Annotated in this window: 9 protein-coding genes; all 9 read right to left on the bottom strand. The window is 39.5% G+C overall.

Annotation, left to right across the window (positions count from 1 at the left end; translation table 11 throughout):
• Window positions 1-133: 133 nt before the first annotated feature.
• The 9 genes from AOB46_RS07945 to AOB46_RS07905 all read right to left on the bottom strand — a co-directional run bounded on the left by AOB46_RS07945 (window position 134) and on the right by AOB46_RS07905 (window position 16,530).
• Window positions 134-2,395, bottom strand: a complete 2,262-nt coding sequence (locus AOB46_RS07945) for a T9SS type B sorting domain-containing protein (RefSeq protein ID WP_082377045.1) — start codon at window positions 2,393-2,395, stop codon at window positions 134-136.
• Window positions 2,396-2,621: 226 nt separating this feature from the next.
• The gene (locus AOB46_RS07940) at window positions 2,622-4,871 is read right to left on the bottom strand and encodes a lectin-like domain-containing protein (protein WP_062698062.1); all 2,250 of its coding nucleotides are present in this window, start codon (window positions 4,869-4,871) and stop codon (window positions 2,622-2,624) included.
• 163 nt (window positions 4,872-5,034) lie between these two features.
• The gene (gene rnhA, locus AOB46_RS07935; RefSeq protein ID WP_062698060.1) at window positions 5,035-5,511 is read right to left on the bottom strand and encodes a ribonuclease HI; all 477 of its coding nucleotides are present in this window, start codon (window positions 5,509-5,511) and stop codon (window positions 5,035-5,037) included.
• A 20-nt stretch (window positions 5,512-5,531) separates the two neighbouring features.
• The gene (dnaB, locus tag AOB46_RS07930; protein WP_062698058.1) at window positions 5,532-7,121 is read right to left on the bottom strand and encodes a replicative DNA helicase; all 1,590 of its coding nucleotides are present in this window, start codon (window positions 7,119-7,121) and stop codon (window positions 5,532-5,534) included.
• Window positions 7,122-7,275: 154 nt separating this feature from the next.
• Window positions 7,276-9,399, bottom strand: a complete 2,124-nt coding sequence (locus AOB46_RS07925) for a T9SS type B sorting domain-containing protein (protein WP_062698056.1) — start codon at window positions 9,397-9,399, stop codon at window positions 7,276-7,278.
• Between the two features lie 106 nt (window positions 9,400-9,505).
• Entirely contained in the window at window positions 9,506-11,584 is a 2,079-nt protein-coding gene (locus AOB46_RS07920) for a T9SS type B sorting domain-containing protein (protein ID WP_062698054.1), read from the bottom strand.
• A gap of 176 nt (window positions 11,585-11,760) precedes the next feature.
• On the bottom strand, window positions 11,761-12,366 hold the full coding sequence (locus tag AOB46_RS07915) for a hypothetical protein (RefSeq protein WP_062698052.1): 606 nt from the start codon (window positions 12,364-12,366) through the stop codon (window positions 11,761-11,763).
• A 345-nt stretch (window positions 12,367-12,711) separates the two neighbouring features.
• Window positions 12,712-14,802 carry a T9SS type B sorting domain-containing protein gene (locus tag AOB46_RS07910; RefSeq protein ID WP_062698050.1) on the bottom strand — a complete coding sequence of 697 codons (2,091 nt, stop codon included), beginning with the start codon at window positions 14,800-14,802 and terminating at the stop codon, window positions 12,712-12,714.
• 492 nt (window positions 14,803-15,294) lie between these two features.
• Window positions 15,295-16,530, bottom strand: coding sequence for an MFS transporter (locus tag AOB46_RS07905; RefSeq protein WP_062698049.1), 1,236 nt, complete (start codon window positions 16,528-16,530; stop codon window positions 15,295-15,297).
• Between the last annotated feature and the right edge of the window lie 47 nt (window positions 16,531-16,577).

The raw sequence follows: 16,577 nt of genomic DNA, 5'->3' as shown, positions 1-16,577 counted from the left end.
AAGACCTTTATAACTTTCTCTTCCGGTTTCCGGCTAAATCAGCAGCTTTTATCCCGGACTGAATTTTTTTAACCCAATAAAAAATCACCCCGTTTCCGAAGTGATTTCAAATATTAAAACTGATAATGATGAATTATTCTCTATTCTTTACCATGATCCATCCAGAGAATTTTATTGGGGTGCTGTTTTTGTTATTTTCATTCCATGTGATGGAATACCAGTAATTTCCGGTAGGAACTTTTTTGCTTCCGTTTGTTGTTCCGTCCCATCTGTATTTGTTGGTTTTGTCTGCCTGGAAGAGTTTGTATCCGTATCTGTCAAATATTCCTATTTCCAGATTGAGCTTTCCTGCCAGTGCGGAATAATCAATAGCATCATTTACTCCGTCTCCGTTTGGAGTAATCACGTTAATAAGATTGGGTACGGTAATATTAATGACAATAGGATCACAATCATAGCTGTCTTTAACATATATTTTAGTTTCTCCTCTGGCTACATTGGTGAAGATATTGGATTCCTGCCAATTTATATTGTCCATAGAATATTGATAAGGAGGAGTTCCGCCATTGGTGAAAACGGTCACGGTGCTTCCTGAAATGTCAATACTTGTGACTACCGGCTGTTCGGAAGCATAAACCTTTACGGTTTGTGTGGTGATACAACCTCCTGTGTTCAGCTTTACCCAATATGTTCCAACTCCTACGTTGCTGATAGACCTTGTGGTTGCTCCGGTGCTCCATTCATAGCTGGCGAAGCCGGGTCCTGCGTCCAGTGTTGTTTTATCTTCAATACAGATGATCTTATCTTCTAAAACATTGGATGTTACAGGAGCAATAACAGTCAGGGTAACCTTTGCAATGGAGTAGCATCCCTGTGTATTGAAAACTTTCACATAGATTACACCACTTGGTGCTGTATAGGCAAGGAAATTTAAGATTTCATTGGTTCCGTCAATAGCATCTGTCAGGGAAGGGTAGTATTTTTTAGTGGCTCCTGTTACTGTGGTTACGGTAGCATTGCTCAGATTGAATGTTCCCAGTGAAGGATTGGTCTCAAGGAAGCATGATCTTAAAGAAGCATCCGTTACGGTTACTGTTGGATGAAGGCTTAGTGTTATTTTTGATGTGCTTACGCATCCCTGAGGAGTGGTTACCTTTACAAACAGGGTTGCAGCTCCTGAAGGGTAAGCAGTCGGGTTGGTTATCTGATTGATCCCGTTATTGAGGTCATACATGGTGTTGTAAAACTCTTTGGTGCATCCGAGAATGGTGGTAACTGCTGCAGTGGTAAGATCAAATGTTGCGGTTCCCGCATTGTTATTATTACATCCGATAAGTGTAGCGTCAGATGCAGCGAATGGCGTAGGGTTCAATTGTATGACGCCATCCCCGTTGTCACACAGGGTAGAGCTTGGATCTTTGATAACCACTTTGATTGTTGTGTTTCCCGAATACTGAAAGTTGGATGGATTGGCGATAGGGGTTGAACTTCCCGATACATAATAAGTGAAAACATAATTGCCGGGGTTGTTAACAAACTGGGAATTGTAGGCAGTAAGGTCAACAAAGCCGTTTCCTGTAGCGGGATTGGTGCAGACAAAAGGTGTTACCGTATTGCTGAGGATAGGAACTTTATCTACATAAACCTTTACATTTTTAATAGAATGTCTGGCACTTGCACCTCCGGTGGCAGCTGAAAATCCAAAATATCCCTGAGACATTCCTACTGCCCCTCCGGAAGGAGCGAAGGATTGATCAACAATCTGTACGCCGTTGATTTTGATTTTAATAATCCATCTGTCGGGATTGGTAAGATCTGTTTCTCCGTTTACTTCTACATGTTTAAATTCCGGTCCTACGAATGGCTGTGTAGGATTCAGGTCCGGAGAGTGAAATGTACTTCCGGGAGTATTGTTAAATTCGATATTGTTTCCGGCAGTATCATTTGTTCCGTATAAAAGGTGTACTTTGCTCATCTGGCCTTCCGTGGTATTGTTGAAAATATCAAAACCAACCATCAGCCCTGACGCATTTCCGGGAACTCCCAAACCTCCTCCTGAAACGAATCCTGTAGGGGGATTGGCAAGATACCAGAAGGTAAAGCCGTCACCTCTTCCATATTGAGCGGTTCCATTACCATCAATTCTAAAATCAAATTCTACCTTCCATTTATCACAATAGCTTAATGTAATGGGGGTAGCTAGTTTTATAGCTCCGTAGAGGCTGGTGTTATCTGTGGTAAGTCTTACAAAATCACCACTAACGGCAGCATTCGAAACGAGATCCCAACCGGTGGTATTTACAGGATTGCCTGTAAGCTGGTAAGTCTGGGAAAACATTTGCCCAGAGAAGCCTAATAAAATGGTTAAATAATAAATGAGTAGTTTTCTTTTCATGAAGTGGATAGATTTTGGGTTGTACTTGTAAATATATTTATTTTGATCTGTGGTATGTAATGTATAATTGTCAATTACATAATAAAAATTGTCAATTTGTTAATTAATTTAAGGTATGTATAGGAAATGGATAATTTATTGCAGTTGTTTTTATAGGGTTTCAATAATTTTATTTCTGTTTATAAAAAAATCACCCCGGGAGAGGAGTGATTTTTATAGGAGATAATTATTCCTTGTTTTTTACCAATATCCAGCCGGAATATTTTGTAGCGGTATTGTTTTTATCATTTTCATTCCATGTGATGCTGTACCAGTAAGTTCCTGTAAGGATCTTCTTTCCTGATGCTGTACCGTCCCAAGTGAAATTTCTCATTTTATCGGCTTCATACAGCTTATTACCGTATCTGTCGTATACTGTAAATACTAAATTCTTTTTGTAAGACAGTGCGGAATAGTCAATCACATCGTTGATGTTATCTCCGTTAGGAGTAATGGCATTGATCAGATTTGGAACGGTGATCTGTACAGCTACAGGCTCACAGTTATAGAAATCTTTTACATGTACTTTCGCTTCTCCTCTGTGAAGCCCTGTGAAAGTATTTGAATCCTGCCAGTTGAGGCCATCCAGAGAGTATCTATAAGGAGGAGTGCCTCCTGATACGTTCACAATAACGGTTGTATTGCTGATTTCAATACTGGTAACAACAGGGTTGGCAGAAGCAATAACTTTGACGAATTGGGTGGTAATACAGGCTCCTGTTTTTAATCTTACCCAATATTGACCGACACCTACCCCCTGAATAGAAGAGGTTGTTGCTCCTGTGCTCCATTCATAGCCATCGAAGCCCGGGCCAGCATCAAGATTGGTTCTGGCATCCACACAAATGATTTTATCTTTTAAAACTGAAGATCTTACCGGTGGAAGTACAACAAGGTTGATTTTTGCGATGGCAAAACATCCATTGGTATCCGTAACTTTTACAAATACAGCAGTGCTGGCAGACATATACTGGTTAGGATTCATAATCTCATTGGTGCCAGCCAGAGCATCTGCGATACTTGTATAGTATTTTTTTGGAGGATTGGCTAATGAAGTTACATCGGCAGAAGTAAGATCAAATATCCCGTTGGTAATGTTGGTTTCTATAAAACAGGATGTCAGTGTTGCTTCTTTTACAGGGGTGTCAGGGTAGAATGCAAGAGTAATTACGGCTGTTCCTGTACATCCCTGGGGAGTTGTTACTTTTACATATACGTTTCCTGCAGGAGACAGGTAGCTTGAAGGGTTGGTAATCTCATTAATTCCTGCATTTAAGTCATTAAGGGTTCTGTAGTATTTTTTATTAACTCCGGGAACACCGGTTACGTTGGCGGAATTAAGATTGAAAGTTGCCTTACCTGACTTATTGTTATTACAGGCAGTAAGGGTTCTGTTGTCTGCCGTGAAGGGTGCAAGTACCAGTTGAATTTTTCCGTCCGGATTGTCGCATAATACTCCTGCATTGTCTTTTACAATAACAGTAACGGTTGTATTGGTGTTGAACTGGAAGTTGGTAGGATTGGTTATCGGCGTTGATCCCTGTAAATAGGTGAAGGTGTACGCAGATGGATTGTTAACAAACTGGGAATTGAAGGTTGTTAAATTTACAGATCCGTATCCGGTCGCAGGGTCCGGACAGAAAGACTGTGTGGCAGTAGGTTGCAGGATAGAAACCTTATCGGTATAGATTTTTACATTTTTAATGGAATGCCTGGATCTTGCGCCTCCTGTAGATGCTGAAAAACCAAAATACCCCGTAGTCATTGTGGCTGTAGTACCTGAAGGAGCAAAAGATTGGTTGCAGATTACATTGTTATCAATTTTTATCTGTACAATCCAGTTGGCTGGAGCTGCCGGGTCTACCTGGGCTGTTACTTCAACATGTTTGAAAGTGGTCCCCTGGAAAGGCTGGGTTGAATTCAGATCCGGTGAGTGAAAAGAGCTTCCGGGAACATTGAAAAACTCTATATTGTTCGTGTCATTGGTGTTAACAACCTGTCCGTAAGCAACATGTACTTTGCTCATTGTTGCGCCAGTCGTATTATTATAGGTGTCAAATCCTACAATAAAACCAACAGCATTTTGAGAAACGCCAATACCGGCACCTGCTACACTTGTAGCCGGAGGATTGGCTAAATACCAGAATGCAATTCCGTCTCCATTGGATGTCTGGTTAGAATCCATTCTGAAATCAAACTCCACTTTCCATTTGTCACAATATTTCAGATTGATGGGATCATTCAGCCTGATAGAACCGGACTGGTCATTGGCATCAGGAGTAAGCTGTATAAAATCAGTATTGACCTGGGCTGGTGAAACCATGGTCCATCCTGTTGTATTTACCGGGTTTCCTGCAAGTTGATAGGTCTGAGAAAATAAGTCTCCTGGTAAAAAACAAAACAGGAGAAGAATATAAGACAATAAATTTTTATTCATTGAATCAGATTTACTTTTATTAAAAGTGTAAATATATTAAATCCTGATTAATAAATATAATGTTAATTTTACTTATAATGATATAAAATACTCAAAATATACCTAAAGCTTGGATGAAATAGTGAATGATTTCAATTTAAATTTAGAATTGATAAAAATTAAATCAGAAAAGAGAGTGGTTTTCCAGATCTTCAAAATATTTGTCAACTTCCAGATCTGCAGAAGCTGCTGCAGCCACAGCAAGTTTATCGCATAATTCATTCTCGAAATGTCCGGCATGTCCTTTTATCCAATGCATTTTAGGTGTATGCATCTTATAAAGTTCTGCAAATCTTTTCCAGAGATCCGGATTTTTTACATTTTTCCAGCCCCTTTTGATCCATCCTGAAAGCCAGTTCTGATTGATAGCGTCGGCAACATATTTACTGTCTGTATAAATATGGATGTCATTTTCTGTTGATTTCAGTTTTTCCAGTGCAGTAATAACAGCAAGAAGCTCCATTCTGTTATTGGTGGTTTTTCTGAAACCTTTGGAAAAAGTTTTCTGATAATTTTTTTCAGGTACCCGCATAAGAATGCCGTATCCTCCTTTTCCGGGATTTCCGCTGCAGGCTCCGTCAGTATATATATCGATTTTCAAGGACTTACAATGCTAAAAAATTAAAAAGGGAAATCGTCATCATCATCAAAATCATTCATAGAAGATCCTGAAAGTTTTGAGCTGTCCGGAAGATCAAATGCTGCACCAGGCTGAATTGTAGTTTTTATTCTGTCAAATCCACTAGGTTCATTAGATCCGAAGTTGGAAGGATATCCTCCTGAGCCTCCGTCAAGAGCTGCTTCAATATCTCCAAATTTAGCAAAATGTTTCAGGAAGGATAATCTTACGTCTGCAGTAGCACCGTTTCTGTGTTTTGCAATGATCAGCTCCGCCTGATTTTCGGTAGAGGTTTCCTGTCCTTCTTCGTCATTATCCCACACGGCAATTTTGTAATATTCAGGTCTGAAAATGAATGATACAATGTCCGCATCCTGCTCAATAGCTCCGGATTCCCTCAGGTCGGAAAGCTGAGGTCTTTTTCCTGGGCGGGTTTCCACGCTTCGTGAAAGCTGGGAAAGCGCAATTACCGGGACATTCAGTTCTTTTGCAATAGCCTTTAATGAACGGGAGATCATAGAGATTTCCTGTTCACGGTTTCCTACTCCTTTTCCGCCACCTCCGGCCGTCATCAGCTGAAGGTAATCCACCATGATAAGCCTTACGCCATGCTGCATAACCAGTCTTCGGCATTTGGCACGGAAGTCAAATATAGAAAGGGAAGGGGTTTCGTCAATATAAAGGGGTGCATTTTCCAGTTCAGATACATTAGAGAACAGCCTTTGCCATTCTTCATCATCAAGAGTTCCTTTTCTCAGTTTTTCAGATGAGATTCTGGTTTCTGATGCGATCATTCTGGTGATAAGCTGTACAGATGCCATCTCCAGGGAGAATAGTGCCATCGGGATTTTATGTCCTACAGCAATATTTCTGGCCATGGAAAGAAGAAAGGCTGTTTTACCCATTGCCGGACGTGCGGCAATAATAATAAGGTCGGAGTTCTGCCAGCCTCCTGTTTCTTTATCTACATCCCTGAACCCGGAGGGAACTCCCGAAAGCCCCTGTTTGTCTTTCAGAGACTTGATGGTATCAATAGCCTGTTTTACCAATGAGTTGGCGGTATCAAATCCTTTTTTAATCGTTCCGTTGGTGATTTCAAAAAATGATTGTTCGGCTTTATCTAAAAGTTCAAAAACATCGGTAGATTCTTTATAGGAAGAATCAATTACGTTGGCTGAAACATTAATCAGACTTCTTAAAATATATTTTTCAAGAATAACACGTACATGATATTCAATATGGGCAGATGAACTTACTCCCATCGTAAGATCGATGATGTAATGATCACCTCCTGCCAGAATGAGTTTATCTGTTTTCTTCAGATCCTGAATAATGGTCATTAAATCTACAGGATGGTTGCCTTCGTAGAGTTTTAAAATCGAAGAGAAGATAATCTGATGTCTGGGGTCGTAAAAAACTTCCGGAGTAAGAAGGTCAATAGAGTGGTCCAGACCTTTTTTGTCAATTAAAAAAGTTCCGATCACAAGTCTTTCAAAGTCTACTGCATTTGGAGGCATTTTTCCATCCGCAATTGACAGTTCTTTTGCAAAGTTTCCGTGGGTAAGGGATGATAATGTTTCTTTCTGCGCCATAGTGCAAAGATAGTTTATTTAGAAAATAATTTAAAATGAGTATTCAACAAATTGTTCGCAATCTTCCGGAATAGGCTGTCAACAGAAGATAAGGTTTGTGGATAAAAAAATCACCCCATTGCTGAGGTGATTTTCCAGGATATTTTAAAGTTGTTTAATCTTTGTTTTTTAACAGTATCCAGCCAGAGTATTTAACTTCGGTACTGTTTTTATCATTTTCGTTCCATGATATTGTATACCAATAGGTTCCGGTTGGGATTTTTTTGCCGAATGCCATTCCGTCCCATTTGTAGCCTTTAAACTTATCTGCTTCATGCAATTTGTTTCCGTATCTGTCATAAACAATGAAGATCAGATTCTTTTTGTAAGAGAGTGCAGAGTAATCAATCTCATCATTTACTTTATCTCCGTTCGGAGTAATTGCATTAATCAGGTTAGGTACTGTAATGGTGATGTGAATCGGGTTACAGTTATATGCGTCTTTTACGTATATATCATTTTCACCTCTTGGAAGTCCTGTAAATGTGTCAGAATCCTGCCAGTTCAAGCCATCTATTGAATACTTATATGGTGCAGTTCCTCCCGTAACATTTACTTTGATGGTATTGTTGGTGATTTCTACGTTAGAGATAACAGGTTGCTGGGAAGCACGTACTGTTACCATCTGAAGAGTGAAACATTTTCCGGTTTTCAGTTTTACCCAGTGTACTCCTATTCCTACATTGCTGATAGACTGAGTTTTTTCACCGGTGCTCCATTCGTATCCGTCAAATCCAGGTCCTGCATCCAATGTTGTTTTGGCTTCAGCACAGATTATTTTATCCTTCAATACGGTGGATTTTACCGGAGGAAGTACTCTCAGAGTAATTTTAGCAATTGAATAACATTGAGTGGCATTCGTTACCCTTACATAAACAATTGTGCTTTCAGTTAAGTGATTTTCAGGGTTTTGAATAGGGTTTGTTTCTTCAACAGCATCTTCTAATGTCTTGTAATATTTTTTAACATCCGCATCAAGCGCTCCAACATCTGCAAGGGTTAGATTGAATACGGATGATGTAACATTATTCTCCAGATAACATTCTTCAATAACAGCATCTTTAAGCTTCACAACCGGATAGAATGATAATCGGATAGCAGCTATTGCTGTACATCCATGCACGGAAATTAATTTGGCATATACTATTTTTTCATTGGAAACATAGTTTGCCGGTTCGGTGATCTCATTTGTATCTGCATTCAGGTCGGCCATGGTAGGGTAATACTTCTTCGTAACCGGACCCGTGAATATATCTGCTGTAGTCAGATCGAATTCTGCTGTACCTTCTTCCATGTTATTACAGCCTAATACAGTAGCATCTCTGGCTGTAATTTTAACTTCTTTAAATTTAAAACTTCCTGTAATGAAACACTTGTTCAGTGCATTGTTAGGATCATCAGGGTCAGTATATTTTACTCTGTAGAAATAAGTGGATGTTCCATTTACGATAATAGGGTTTTCTATAGGAGCATCACCTGTAAGAGCATCGTTGTTATTACGGTGATACGTTACAGAGAAATGTTCATTACCATTAACGATATTATTGCTAAGGGTAGAGAAGTCATATAAAGACGGAAGTGAGCATATTGGCACTTCACGAGGAGATGTAGGAGTTGGTCCCGCTCCTCCCGGAGGAAGGAATGGATTAGGAGAAAGCGTAGGATGGTTGAAAGGTGACGCAAGAGTAGCTGTTCCTCCCCATGTTAAAGAGAATCCTAAAGTATTATGACTGAAATTGTCAACCAGTAATACATAAGTCTGGCCGGCTACAACATTCATTGGAGCTTCGTAGCTGCCGTTCGGTGCAGGATCTGCCAGACCTGTAGGATAAGGCCAGTCTCCTGTTCTGGGAGCATAGTTACAACGGATAGGAGCTCCTAAAGTAGCGATACTTCCGCAGACAGGGCTTGGTCCCCATACGGCCCAGTCATAATCAGCACTGTTTTCATTATTGTGTGGTCCGTCCGGATCTACGTTAGGTGTGATTTCAAATGTAAGGGTGCCGGATTGTCCTATTGTAAACGAGTACCATACGGAAAAGTGTTCGCCGTCTCTAAGACAAAGGTAATCAGGTACGGTATTATTCGGTGGTTTTGGTATGTCTACCACATTTCCCGGTCCTTTAGGATCATACGAGATATTCGAGTTCCCGCACACCGGAATTGCAGTAGCACAGTCAGACTGCGCGTAAAATACCTGCGATAGAAATAGGATAAAAAGAAGTAGTGTTTTTTTCATTTTTAAACGATTTTTTTAATGAAACAAGTTAAACAAATTATTTAATCCAGCATTTATGTTAAAAAAAACCGCCCCGTAGAGCGGTTTTTATGTTTTTATCAAAGACTTATTCTCTGTTTTTCACCATTACCCATCCTGAGAATTTAAACGAAGTATTCTTTTTGTCGTTTTCATTCCAGGTTACAGAGTACCAGTAGGTTCCGGTAGGGATTTTCACCCCTGCTACGGTTCCGTCCCATTTATATCCGTTTGTTTTGTCGGCCTGGTGGATTTTTGTTCCGTACCGGTCAAAGATACTGAATATAAGGTTCTGTTTACCAGCCATAGCAGAATAATCTATCACATCATTGATACCGTCTCCGTTTGGAGTGATTACATTCACCAGGTTAGGTACTACTACGCCTATTTCAATGGGGTCACAATTATAAGCATCTTTTACATAGATTTTGTGATCTCCTCTGGCTAAATTGGTAAATATATTGGAATCCTGCCAGTTAACATTATCTATAGAGTATTGATAGGCCGGGGTTCCTCCTATTACGTTCACTGTAATGGTATTGCTGGCGATATCAATATTGGATACTACCGGCTGTTCAGAAGCATACACTTTTACATTCTGTGTAGTGATACATCCTGCAGTATTCAGCTTCACCCAGTAAGTTCCTACTCCCACATTGCTGATAGACTGTGTAGTGGCTCCCGTGCTCCACTCATAGCTGGTGAATCCGGGCCCTGCATCCAGAGTGGTTTTATCTTCAATACAGATGATTTTGTCCTCCAGAACATTAGATTTTACCGGAGCAATAACCGTTAATGTCACTTTAGCAATTGCATAACAACCCTGATTGTTAAATACTTTTACATAGACTAGGCCACTTGGGGCTGTGTAGGTAAGAGGAGCTAAAATCTCATTAGTGCCATCTATTGCATCCGTAAGTGAAGGATAATATTTTTTAGTAGCACCGGTTACAGTGGTTACTGTTGCGTTAGTAAGATTGAATACTCCAAGAGAAGGATTGCTTTCAAGGAAACATGTTCTTAAAGAAGCATCGGTTACTGTAACAACCGGATGGAATTTAAGTGTGATCTCCGCAACATCAATACATCCAAATTGAGAAATTACTTTTACGAAAATTTTTCCTTCAGCAGAAACAAACTGGGCCAGAGAAGTACCTGTGATTTCATTCGTGCCGGCATTCAGGTCGAACATCGTAGGGTAGTACTTCTTGGTTGCAGTTGGATCTCCGAATACATTTGCTGTAGTCAGGTCATAGGTTGCAGTACCTGCATTATTGTTGTTACACTGAGTAAGGGTGGCATCTGTAGCAACAATAGTTCCGTCTTTAAATTTGAACTTACCGGTTTGCCTGCATTTATTAATTGGGTTGGCCGGATTCGTAGGATCGGTATAACTGATACTGTAATAGTAAATACTTGTTGTATTTACAGTAATAGGGGTAGTAATAGCATTATTTTCTATTAATGCATCATTCTGGCTTGTATGGTAAGTAATTCTGAAGTTCGGGTTACCATTAAGAATTCCTGTTGACAATGTTGAGAAATCGAAAACCGTAGGATTAGTACAAATAATTACTTCTCTCGGGTCAGCCGGATTTGCCGCTGGAAGTCCTGGTGGATTAAACGGATATGGCTGTACATTAGGGTCTGTGAACGGAGAAGACAGGGTGGCTGTTCCTCCCCATGAAAGCTGGAAGCCGTCAGCTGTTTCCCTGTGGTTATTGATAACGATATAATAAGTCTGTCCCGGAAGCACGTCAAGGTATTTAACCCATTTGTCTCCGCCGGCACCTTCTGTAGTATCAGTGGCTGTCATACTAAGACCGGTATTACCGCTGGTTCCTGAATATGAACAACGGATAGGTCCTCCTAAATTACCACACGGCTTATTAGGGCCATATACCCCGAAATCATAATCATCTCCCTGATTATTAGGGACAATTTCAAAGGTTAGGGTTCCGCCGGTCTCTACAGTAAAAGAATACCATACAGAAAATGTCTCATCTACAGACAGACATCCTCCCAGCTCTTCTTCGATATCTCCATGGCCGCTTGGGGTGTATGAAATATTGGAGTTTCCACAGACTGCCATTGCAGAGGTACAGTCTGACTGTGCATATAGGATATGCGAAAATATAATTAAGAAAATGAATAATGCTTTTTTCATAAAGGGGGATTTAAAAAAACAAATATTTAAAACTGTTTAATTTCGAAAGGAATGCTGCTGTGCTTGTTATTTTTAAAGAAATATTGTAGGTATATTGTATACCCTGAAATCCTCAAGGTAATGAAACCAAAAATAGCAAGAGCCCTGCTTTTTGCGTCCTTACAATCATTTTATTATTATTTTGCTTCAAATAACTGCCTGCCCCAGTTTGGACTGCCGGTAGAAGAGTTTGAAGTATTGAATTCTGCTGTTGCTTTCTGAAGTAATTTAACAGCTTCGGTTTTGTTGCCTGATCTTTCAGCCAGTTCTGCTTTTAAGAATGTGAGCCTCGGACTGTTTTTTAAAACCGTTTCTGCTTTTTTCATATATCCTGTAACAGTTTTTAGCTCCTTTTGAGGGTCTGTAGCTGTTTTTATTCTGAATTTCTGAAAATGGATGAGTCCCAAAAGAGTATTGATTTCTCCATTGTTCTTTTCAGATGCCAGAGCCTGAGCTGCAAATTTATTCGCCAGTTCGTTAGATTCACTAAGATTTTTGTCGGGAGCATTTGCCAGAAGGAAAGCAGTCTTCAGATACAGGGTTGCAGCAGCATAATAATTGGCCTGCCACTTTTCAGAAGTTTTAGCCTCTGAAAATATTTTGAAAAGAGAGTCATAGTCAGTTTCTGACTGGGCATTGTTAAGTTTCAAAGCAGACTGCTGTAAAGCCTGATCTGAAAACGTTTGGGCAGATGCCCAGGTGCCAGCCATGAAAAAGCTTAAAATTAATAAAAGTTTATTCATAAAGGGGAATTTTTTATTAAGCAAATATAGAAAATTATTAAAATTAAATTAAAGAATTTGTGATATATTTAATAAAATAAGAGTATTGAGGGTTAATATTTTAATATTGCTAACTTGGGATTGGTGTGTGGGAATTTCTGTTTTTATTATCAACACCCTTTTTTATACAGATGAAAACATTTTTTTTGATAATTTATTGTGTAATAGATAAAACGTATTGAGGCTGATCCGTTTGATGCTGAAATAGTATATTGTCAACGTGTTATGAAAATCAATTAAACGAAAAGACCGCCTCATCATTGAAGCAGTCTTTTCATTGATAAGCTCTGGTATTTAAATATTAAATTATTCTCTGTTTTTTACCATCACCCATCCTGAGAATTTAAACGAAGTATTCTTTTTGTCGTTTTCGTTCCAGGTTACGGAGTACCAGTAGGTTCCGGTAGGGACCTTTTTACCGGCTACAGTTCCGTCCCATTTGTATCCATTGTTTTTATCAGCTTGGTGGATTTTTGTTCCGTACCGGTCAAAAATACTGAATATAAGGTTCTGTTTACCAGCCATAGCAGAATAATCTATCACATCATTGATGCCGTCTCCGTTTGGAGTGATTACATTCACCAGGTTAGGTACTACTACGCCTATTTCAATGGGGTCGCAGTCATAAGCATCTTTTACGTAGATTTTGTGATCTCCTCTGGCTAAATTGGTAAATACATTGGAATCCTGCCAGTTGACGTTATCAATAGAATATTTATAAGCCGGAGTTCCTCCTATTACGTTCACTTTGATGGTATTGCTGCTGATATCAATATTGGATACTACCGGCTGTTCAGAAGCATACACTTTTACATTCTGTGTAGTGATACATCCTGCTGTATTCAGCTTTACCCAGTAAGTTCCTACTCCCACATTGCTGATAGACTGTGTAGTGGCTCCCGTGCTCCACTCATAGCTGGTGAATCCGGGTCCTGCATCCAGGGTGGTTTTATCTTCAATACAGATGATTTTGTCCTCCAGAACATTAGATTTTACCGGAGCAATAACCGTTAATGTCACTTTAGCAATTGAATAACAGCCTCGGGCGTCTGTTACCCTTACATAGATTACACCGCTTGGAGCAATGTACGTAAGAGGTGTTAAAATTTCATTGGTTGCGTTTTCTGCATCAGTTAATGATGGGAAATATCTTTTCGTTGTACCGGTTTGTGTAGTTACTGTTGCATTGGTAAGATTAAATGAAGCGGTTGCAGGATTAGATTCTATAAAACAGGATCTCAGACTTGCATCGTTTACGGCAACTACAGCATAGAGATTTAAGTTGATCTTAGCTATTGCGGAACATCCTTCCGGAGTTGTTACCAGTACATAAACAACATTTGTTGATGAAAGGTAAGCATAAGGGTTGGTGATTTCATTTGTGCCGGCATTCAGGTCTGCCATGGTCGGGTAATATTTTTTTATAGCTGTACCCGCCGGATCGTTATATACGTTGGCTGTTGTCAGGTTGAAAACCGCCGTTCCTGCCCCGTTATTATTACACATGGTTAAAGTAGCATCTGTGGCAACAATACTTCCGTTTTTAAATTTGAACTTACCGGTCTGCCGACAGGAATTTATCGGGTTATTGGGGTTGGTCGGGTCTTCATAATGAATGCTGTAATAATAAACTCCGGTAGTGTTTACTGTTTGCGGTGTCAGAATAGGATTGTTTCCGGAAAGAGCCTCGTTCTGGCTGGTGTGATAGGTGACAACGAAATTAGAGTTACCGTTTACGATTCCTGGTGTTAAAGTTGAAAAATCAAAAACGGCTGGATTTGTACAGATAATTACCTCTGGCGGGTTGGCCGGATTAACCGAAGGAACTCCCGGAGGTACAAACGGATGAGGTGTAATTGCCGGATCGTTGAAAGGTGAAGCCAGGGTTGCTGTTCCTCCCCATGTCAATGAAAATCCGTTTGTGTTGGAACTGTAATTGTTCACCAGAAGGTAATATGTTTCTCCAGGCAGCACATCCATGTATCTTACCCAGTCGCCTCCGTTTCCTGTACCAAAACCAGCAAAAGGAAAAGTAGTGGTCATATTAAGGCCTGTAGCACCAGTGGTATACAACGTGTTACATCTGATACTGTTTCCTTTGTTAGCACATGTTACATTAGGTCCCCATACATAAAAGTCATAATCCGTAGCGGTAGTTTGTAAAGGAGTGATTACGAAAGTTAATGTACCTCCTGTTGCAATGGTGAATTTATACCATACGGAATATTTTTCTTCGTAGAGACCGCAACTTCCATCCGGCAGCTCCTGAACTCCAGGCCCGCTTGGAATATAGGAAATATTGGAATTCCCACAAACGGTCATCGCGGTAATGCAGTCCTGCTGAGCGTAAAAGAGCCTGGATAAAAATAAAATTAAAAAGAATAGAGTTTTTTTCATATGTGATCATTTAAAAATGTTAATTCATATCGTTCCAATAATTGTAGGCCTGTTTTTACAGATTACATTTTCAAATAGCCTGATGAACTATTGGAAATTTCCTGAATATTAATCAGTCATTGATATTCATTGATCTGTATAATGCTGCAGCTTTGGTATTCTTCATAATACATGAATAACATTGCTGCTTTAAAAACAGGACAAATAAATACCAAAGAGAATGAGCTGTTCCGGTATGGTATTTTTATTAAAATGAATTTTTAACAATCAAATATACCTAAAAAACACTGTTTGATTATCAATTGTTTATCATTTTAATCTTTTTTTAATTATCGTTGAATTTTAGTAATATGAATGTCTCCTCCTATTGAAGTACAGGAAGATTAAATGTTCGCAGATGAATTGTATTTACGTTAAGAGGAAAATTAAAGCGATTTTCTTCTGAATTCCGTTCTGGTTTAAAAGAAGGAAATTATATTGGCTGCTGAAAAATTAATACTGCATTTTTCTCAGCTTAGGATTGGTGCTCCCTACGAGTAAAGCAATCAGAACAGTCATGCTTCCTCCAAATACAACAGACCGTACAACACCCATCAGCTTAGCCATCAGACCGCTTTCAAACTGGCCCATTTCATTGCTGGACATAATGAAAATTGAATTGACACTCAGAACCCGTCCCCGGATATGGTCAGGAGTTTTAAGCTGTACAATCGTTCCGCGGATGACAACAGAAATACCATCAAGCATTCCGCTCATCACTAAAAACATAAATGACAGCCAATAAAGTTTAGAAAGCCCGAAACCAATAATGCAAAGCCCGAATCCGGTAACCACTGCAAGAAGGATTTTTCCCTGGTTTTTACGTAAAGGAACAAGAGAAAGAAGAGTAATGATACACATAGAGCCAATATCAGAGGCCGCGTTCAGTAATCCGAAGCCTTCCGCTCCGGCATCCAGTATATCAGTGGCAAAAACAGGAATCATGGCAACGGCGCCGCCAAAAAGTACAGCAAACATATCAAGGCATAACGCGCCTAAAATTTCTTTCGTTTTGAAAATATAAGAAATTCCTTCACGCATGCTGTCAACAACATTTACCATTTCCTTTTTGTATTCTGAGTACTGTTTGTTCAGCTGCCAGAAGAAAAGCGATGCAACAAATATCAGAGAAAGGATGACTACCAATGTCCATTTTACTCCGAAATATCCAATAAGAAGCCCGCCTGCAGCATGTCCGCATACAGAAGAGATCAGAAATGTAGCCTGATTCAGTGTAACCGCATTCGGGAGATTTTCTTTTTTCACAATCTTCGGGATCATAGAAGGTACAATAGGTCCTATAAAAGCCCGCGCAATGCCCGTAAAGAAGATGACACCATAGATGAAGTAGGTAATCTGATGCCCGTTAAAATGCATCTGTACATTGAGAAAAGCTGGAATTAGCAGCAGTCCGATCAGAAAAATATAAGCATAGTTGCAGATAAGCAGTAATCTCTTTTTTTCATTCATGTCAATGACGTGGCCTGCGTATAAAGCACAGCTTACTGCAGGAATTACCTCCGATAGACCTATCAGTCCTATTGAAAACGGATCTTTAGTGAGCTGATATACCCACCACCCTAATAAAGTAGCAAGCATCCTGAAAGCTAAAACAATAAAAAATCTTCCCGTAAGAAGATTCCTGAATTCAATATTTTCTAATGTTTTTAACGGAGTAAAAGAAATCATGCACAAAAATAGCCCTAAATATTTATTTAAGGCTGTTTGTATATTTG

The organism is Chryseobacterium indologenes, assembly GCF_001295265.1.
Classification (GTDB): Bacteria; Bacteroidota; Bacteroidia; order Flavobacteriales; family Weeksellaceae; genus Chryseobacterium; species Chryseobacterium indologenes_A.
The sequence above is the reverse complement of the archived record's forward strand: the minus strand, read 5'-3'. Positions and strand labels throughout refer to the sequence as shown.

What these genes read in the sequence shown, in the direction of transcription:
- AOB46_RS07915 (WP_062698052.1), bottom strand. Translation starts at nt 12,366, where the DNA reads ATGAATAAACTTTTATTAATTTTAAGCTTTTTCATGGCTGGCACCTGG.
- AOB46_RS07910 (WP_062698050.1), bottom strand. Translation starts at nt 14,802, where the DNA reads ATGAAAAAAACTCTATTCTTTTTAATTTTATTTTTATCCAGGCTCTTT.
- AOB46_RS07920 (WP_062698054.1), bottom strand. Translation starts at nt 11,584, where the DNA reads ATGAAAAAAGCATTATTCATTTTCTTAATTATATTTTCGCATATCCTA.
- AOB46_RS07925 (WP_062698056.1), bottom strand. Translation starts at nt 9,399, where the DNA reads ATGAAAAAAACACTACTTCTTTTTATCCTATTTCTATCGCAGGTATTT.
- dnaB (WP_062698058.1), bottom strand. Translation starts at nt 7,121, where the DNA reads ATGGCGCAGAAAGAAACATTATCATCCCTTACCCACGGAAACTTTGCA.
- AOB46_RS07905 (WP_062698049.1), bottom strand. Translation starts at nt 16,530, where the DNA reads ATGATTTCTTTTACTCCGTTAAAAACATTAGAAAATATTGAATTCAGG.
- AOB46_RS07940 (WP_062698062.1), bottom strand. Translation starts at nt 4,871, where the DNA reads ATGAATAAAAATTTATTGTCTTATATTCTTCTCCTGTTTTGTTTTTTA.
- AOB46_RS07945 (WP_082377045.1), bottom strand. Translation starts at nt 2,395, where the DNA reads ATGAAAAGAAAACTACTCATTTATTATTTAACCATTTTATTAGGCTTC.